This window comes from Desulfosporosinus sp. (assembly GCF_014237355.1).
GTDB lineage: Bacteria > Bacillota > Desulfitobacteriia > Desulfitobacteriales > Desulfitobacteriaceae > Desulfosporosinus.
Window position 1 is genome coordinate 1 of the sequence record NZ_JABZFS010000069.1, and the last position, 6020, is coordinate 6020.

The 6020-nt window shown below is 39.5% G+C and carries 8 protein-coding genes; all 8 read left to right on the plus strand.

Features of this window, described 5'->3' with window-relative positions; translation table 11 throughout:
• The first annotated feature begins 373 nt into the window (after positions 1-373).
• Entirely contained in the window at positions 374-883 is a 510-nt protein-coding gene (locus HGJ98_RS15190) for a hypothetical protein (protein WP_291352323.1), read from the plus strand.
• 12 nt (positions 884-895) lie between these two features.
• Entirely contained in the window at positions 896-1120 is a 225-nt protein-coding gene (locus HGJ98_RS15195) for a helix-turn-helix transcriptional regulator (RefSeq protein WP_291352325.1), read from the plus strand.
• Positions 1121-1134: 14 nt separating this feature from the next.
• Positions 1135-1584, plus strand: coding sequence for a DUF6326 family protein (locus HGJ98_RS15200; protein WP_291352327.1), 450 nt, complete (start codon positions 1135-1137; stop codon positions 1582-1584).
• A 24-nt stretch (positions 1585-1608) separates the two neighbouring features.
• Positions 1609-2295: a DUF4386 domain-containing protein gene (locus HGJ98_RS15205; RefSeq protein WP_291352329.1), complete on the plus strand. Its 687-nt coding sequence runs from the start codon at positions 1609-1611 to the stop codon at positions 2293-2295.
• Positions 2296-2373: 78 nt separating this feature from the next.
• Positions 2374-3363 carry an NAD(P)-dependent alcohol dehydrogenase gene (locus HGJ98_RS15210; RefSeq protein WP_291352331.1) on the plus strand — a complete coding sequence of 330 codons (990 nt, stop codon included), beginning with the start codon at positions 2374-2376 and terminating at the stop codon, positions 3361-3363.
• A 23-nt stretch (positions 3364-3386) separates the two neighbouring features.
• Positions 3387-4352 (plus strand): NAD(P)-dependent alcohol dehydrogenase, encoded by a 966-nt coding sequence (locus HGJ98_RS15215; RefSeq protein WP_291352333.1) that lies wholly within the window; start codon positions 3387-3389, stop codon positions 4350-4352.
• 118 nt (positions 4353-4470) lie between these two features.
• Positions 4471-5484: an NAD(P)-dependent alcohol dehydrogenase gene (locus tag HGJ98_RS15220; RefSeq protein WP_291352335.1), complete on the plus strand. Its 1014-nt coding sequence runs from the start codon at positions 4471-4473 to the stop codon at positions 5482-5484.
• A 48-nt stretch (positions 5485-5532) separates the two neighbouring features.
• Positions 5533-6020: flavodoxin family protein (locus HGJ98_RS15225; RefSeq protein WP_291352337.1), on the plus strand; the 488-nt coding region annotated here is incomplete at its 3' end.

Below are 6020 nucleotides of genomic sequence, written 5' to 3' on the forward strand. Positions count from 1 at the left end.
TGTCCAGCTAATCGGGTACAGGTCAGTATCAATATTAAAGTGTAAAAAAATTAAAAGAACTAATTTTTTTAACCGTTAGCGGTGATTTAATAAGCTAAATATATATTCTCAATATATGACAAGCAAAACGTCCTCTTGACATACTTGACACTTCAAATTACTTTCCTCGAAAAAATAGCGCTTAATTATGACACTGCCTTATATGCATAACATGAGTATTTAGTATATCGGTAAAGTAAAAAGCAGTATGATTATTAAAATTTAATAATAAATAACCAGAAAACAATAAATATATATTGATTATCAATAAAAAAAGCTTGACTTTCAACAAATAGTAGATTATAATTAACTAAAATTAAATTGGAGATTTCAAATGAAATATTTAGGTAAAAAATCGCTGTCGTCCTTACTGAGTGGAATTTTACATGTATCATGGTATGTAGTGCTTGCACTATCAATTATTGCAGTCGTAGTGGGAGCAATAATCTTATTTTCTACGCCAGTCGAAGATCCTGCTGCGTTAGGAATGGCCAAGGTCAATTTTCATATTTTCAGTGAGCTAAAAAATGATGAGGATTGGCAAATGATTAAAAACATACCGCTTGCCGTGAGAATTCTTTTCCTGCCCTATTTTGGAGTGATTGTAGCATTACTGCTTCGAATATTAAAAAAATCACAGTATTTATTTAATAATTTTAAAAATGATATAGTATTCAACAAAAGCAATGTGCTTATTATCTCGAAGATCAGTAAGCTGCTTATTGGATTTTCAATTTTAACTTTTGATTTTAGCTCACTGTTGGCCGGTATATTACTGCTTATGCTATGTGAAATTTTTAAAAGTGGAACTGTTCTTCAGGAAGATCATGATTTAACCGTATAATTAGGAGGATAAATGAGTATCATATTCAGACTCGACAGAGTGATGGCAGATAGAAAAATATCACTCAATGAATTAGCAAAACGAATACAACTTACTAATTCAAATTTATCTATTTTAAAAACCGGAAAAGCCAGGGCAATACGCATGTTAACCCTGGAGGCTATTTGCAGAGAACTCAATTGTCAACCGGGAGACTTATTGGAATACCATACGGATGAAAAAAAGATACCTGAATAAAAAGGAGATAAAAAGTGAATTCAAACAGAAAGACCGCAAGAATTTTAGAAGATGTGAAAATAAATGTGAAGATAAAGCTTGCAGCATTATGGGTAGCTTTGATGTTTTTGTATATATATGCGGATATTAAGACATTTTTCCAGCCGGGGATCATAGAGGAAATAATAACTGGAAAAGTAGCAGGTATTCTAATTACTCCCACACTTTTATGGGCAACTGCAATATTGATGTCGATTCCGGGTGTTATGGTTTTGCTGTCCCTGACATTGAAGCCTCAGGCGAATCGCTGGACAAATATCATAGTAAGTATATTCCATATTGGTCTTGCTATCACATTGATGCTTATGCCAGGGTCATGGGCTTATTCCTATATCTATTCCATTGGACAAGTTGTGTGGCTTTTATTGATTGTCTGGTCTGCCTGGAGGTGGCCTAGCCATGAAGTTAGCCCCAATAACAAATAAGGAGAAATTGAAATAATAAACTATATGAAAGATATATCACTACGCAAAGCTGCAATAGTCGCAGGGTTCGGACTTCTAATCATGAGTATATTCGCTATCTTCGCTGAATTCTTTGTTCGTCAAAACCTTATTGTGCCGGGAGATGCAGCAACAACAGCAAATAATATTGTGGCTAATGAGTTACTATTCCGTAGCGGTATTTGTAGCTTTATAATCGTAATTATTCTTGATGTGGTGGTGGCTTGGGCACTTTATGTTTTGCTCAAGCCAGCAAACAAGAGTCTCTCGTTGCTTACGGCGTGGTTTAGGCTGGTGTATGCCACTATTTTTGGAATCGCTCTGCTTAATCTTGTTATTGTTTTGCACCTTTTAAGTGGTGCTGACTACTTGAGAGTTTTTGAAACAGATCAGTTGCCTACTCAGGTGATGTTATTTCTCAATGCGTTTAGCTATGGATGGCAAATTGGATACGTATTTTTTGGCCTTCATTTGTTTACCCTTGGTTATTTAGTTTTCAAGTCGGGCTACATTCCCAGAATTCTGGGCGTCTTGTTGATAATTGCAGGTTTAGGCTATCTAATAGATAGTTTTGTAATTTTTCTTTTACCCAATTACCATATAACAATTGCCATGTTTACTTTTATTGGGGAATTGTTATTTATGTTTTGGCTTTTATTTAAAGGTGCAAAAATACCCGAAATGAAATCCTGAAATTGATTCATTACAGCATTTGACAAATTCGGACAATTTTAAAAAATTATTATCAATCAAAAGAGGAAGGATAATAAAATGAAAGCTATCGTTTATTACAACTATGGTTCACCCGATGTTCTTGAATTAAAAGAGGTAGAAAAACCTACTCCCAAGGACAATGAAGTACTGGTAAAAGTATATGCGGCATCCGTAAATTATGCTGACTGGGGTTTCATGAGAGGTAAGCCGTTCTTGGTACGCTTAATGGGCTCGGGGCTGTTCAAACCAAAAAACAAGATACTCGGAGCTGACATAGCGGGGCGGGTTGAAGCGGTTGGCAGAAACATCAAGCAATTTCAGCCAGGTGATGAGGTATTCGGGGACCTTTCTGCGTGTGGTTGGGGCGGTTTTGCCGAGTATGTATCTGCTCCTGAAAATGCATTAGTGCTGAAACCAACCAATATATCGTTCGAGGAAGCTTCGGCCGTACCTTTAGCGGCGGTCACCGCTCTTCAGGGTATTCGCGATAAAGGACAGATTCAGCCAGGGCAAAAGGTTTTGATTAATGGTGCATCTGGTGGTGTGGGTACGTTTGCAGTGCAGATTGCCAAATCGTTCGGGGCTGAAGTAACTGCCGTATGCAGCACCAGGAATTTGGACATGGCGCACTCGATTGGTGCAGATCAGGTCATTGATTACACTCAAGAAGATTTCACTCAAAGTGGGCAGCGTTATGACCTGATTATTGCTGTTAACGGATATCATCCGATTTCAGATTACAAGCGTGCATTAAGTACCGAGGGGATTTATGTCTGTACCGGAGGTTCCATGGCTCAAATTTTCCAATCCATGCTCCTGGGACCATGGATGTCAATGACCGGGACTAAGAAAATGGGTAACTTAGCGGCGAAATCAAACAAAAAGGATTTGGCTTTTATGAAAGAGCTTCTTGAAGTCGGCAAAGTAGTTCCTGTTATAGATAGACGTTACCCGTTAAGTAAGGTTGCTGAAGCTCTCGGGTATCTTGGAGAAGGACACGCCCGAGGGAAGGTAGTAATAACTGTGGAGCATAACGACAAAACCTAACAAAGCAACTTTGGAGGAAACTCATGAAAGCGATTGTATGCACAAAATATGGTTCACCCGATGTTCTTGAATTAAAAGAGGTAGAAAAACCTGCTCCCAAGGACAATGAAGTGTTGGTAAAAGTTCATGCAGCATCCTTAAATGCAGCTGACGTGGAAACCCTGAGAGGTGTGTTCTGGGTCCGCATCGGGGGGCCTCTAAAACCAATGTACAAGATACTCGGATCTGACATAGCCGGGCGGGTTGCAGCGGTTGGCAGAAACGTAAAGCAGTTTCAGCCAAGTGATGAGGTATTCGGGGATCTATCCGTGTGTGGTTTTGGCGCTTTTGCCGAGTATGTATCTGTTCCTGAAAATGCATTGAGGCTGAAACCGGACAGTATGACATTCGAGGAAGCAGCGACCTATCCTCAAGCGGCAATCCTCGCCCTTCAGGGTCTTCGCGATAAAGGACAGATTGAGCCAGGACAAAAAGTTTTAATCAATGGTGCGGGTGGTGGTGTGGGTACCTTTGCAGTGCAGATTGTCAAGTACTTTGGGGCTGAAGTGACTGGCGTGGACAGCACGAGAAAATTGGACATGCTGTGCTCGATTGGTACAGACCAGGTCATTGATTACACTCAAGAAGATTTCACCAAAAGTGGGCAGCGTTATGACCTGATTCTTGATGTTGTGGCATATCGTTCAATTTTCGATTACAAGCGTGCTTTGAGTCCCAAGGGAATTTATGTCTTTGTCGGAGGTTCCACGGCTGCAATTTTCCAAGCTCTGTTCCTGGGGCCATTGATTTCAATGACCGGGAGTAGGAAAATGGGTATCGTGATGTGGAAACCAAACAAAAAAGAAGATTTGGTTTTTCTGAAAAAGCTTTTTGAAGCCGGTAAAGTAGTACCTGTTATAGATAGATGTTACCCCTTAAGTGAAGTCCCTGAAGCTCTGCGGTATCTTGAAGAAGGGCACGCTCAAGGAAAAGTTGTTATTACTATGTGAATGGATATGACAAGTATAGAGTTAAACCTCCGATTAACACTTTTTTGGGTATGAACACTAGTACCATTTTACAGTTATGCTACAGGAAATTGGTAACGATTTTTGAAAGGAGATTATGATGAAAGCGATTGTATACACAGAATACGGACCACCGGAAGTTCTTCAGCTCAAAGAGGTAGCAAAACCTACTCCCAAGGAAGATGAAGTACTGATAAAAATATATGCGGCATCAGTAAATTACGGGGATATTATAACTCGAAATTTCAAAAACATTCCCCCTAGTAAATTCAATATGTCAATGCCATTTTGGTTCGGTGCGCGAATATATTTTGGTCTCACAAGACCAAAAATAAATATACTAGGGAGTGAGTTTGCCGGGGAAATTGAAGCAGTAGGCAAAGATGTAAAATTATTTAGGAAAGGTGACCAAGTTTTTGCATATCGCGGTATGAGAATGGGTGCTAATGCCGAGTATCTATGTATGCCTGAAGATGGGGTAGTGGCACTAAAACCGGCCAATATGACCTGTGAGGAAGCCGCTACCGCTCCTTATGGGACATTAATGGCGTTGAGTTTACTTAGAAAAGTAAATATTCAGAGCGGACAAAAAGTCCTTATCAATGGCGCTTCTGGAGGGATAGGTTCAGCTGCGACACAGCTTGCCAAGTCTCACTTTGGGGCAGAAGTTACTGGGGTATGCAGTACCCCGAGATTAGAATTGGTGAAATCTCTGGGAGCCGATAAGGTCATTGATTACACTAAAGAGGATTTTACCCAAAGCGGTGAGACCTATGATCTTATTTTTGACATATTAGGTAAGAGTTCGTTTTCACGTTGTAAAAGCTCGCTAAAGCAAAACGGACGCTATCTTTTAGCCAGCTTTAAGATGAGACAGCTTTTTCAAATGCTATGGACTAAAATAATAGGCAGTAAGAAAGTAATATGTGCGATGGCAAGCGACAAGGCTGAAGATCTAATTTTCATCAAAAAGCTTATTGAGGCGGGGAAGATAAAATCGGTCATAGATCGATGCTATCCGTTGGAACAAACTGCCGAGGCTCACAGGTATGTCGAAAACGGGCTCAAAAAGGGACATGTAGTCATAACTGTGGAGCATAATAAAAAAATTTAACTAGGTAACTTTACAGTACAATTTAAACAATAAGAAGGGGGTGACAAGATGGCTGAGAAAAAACCTATCCCTAATGTTGTGTTGCCAATGAAATCTCTATTGGTTTTGTATTCATACCATCACAATAATACTGAGAAAATCGCTAACGTCTTCGCAAAAGTTCTTGATGCACAAATAAAAACGCCACAGCAAATAAACTCTGAAGAGCTTCAAGAGTATAGTCTAATAGGCTTTGGCTCAGGGATATATGGTGAAAAACACCATAAATTTCTGCTTGATCTTGCCGATAAACTACCACAAGTCACCAACAAGAAAGCATTCATTTTCTCAACCAGTGCAATTATGGGAGAAGCCAAAGTCGCCCAAGATCACTCGTTGCTTAGGGAAAAACTACAATCTAAAGGTTACATGATCATTGATGAATTCAGTTGTAAAGGTTTTAACACAAATAGTTTCCTTAAACTATTTGGGGGAATGAATAAGGGTAGACCTAATGCTGAAGACCTCAAAGATGCGGAAGAGTTTGCTCAGAACCT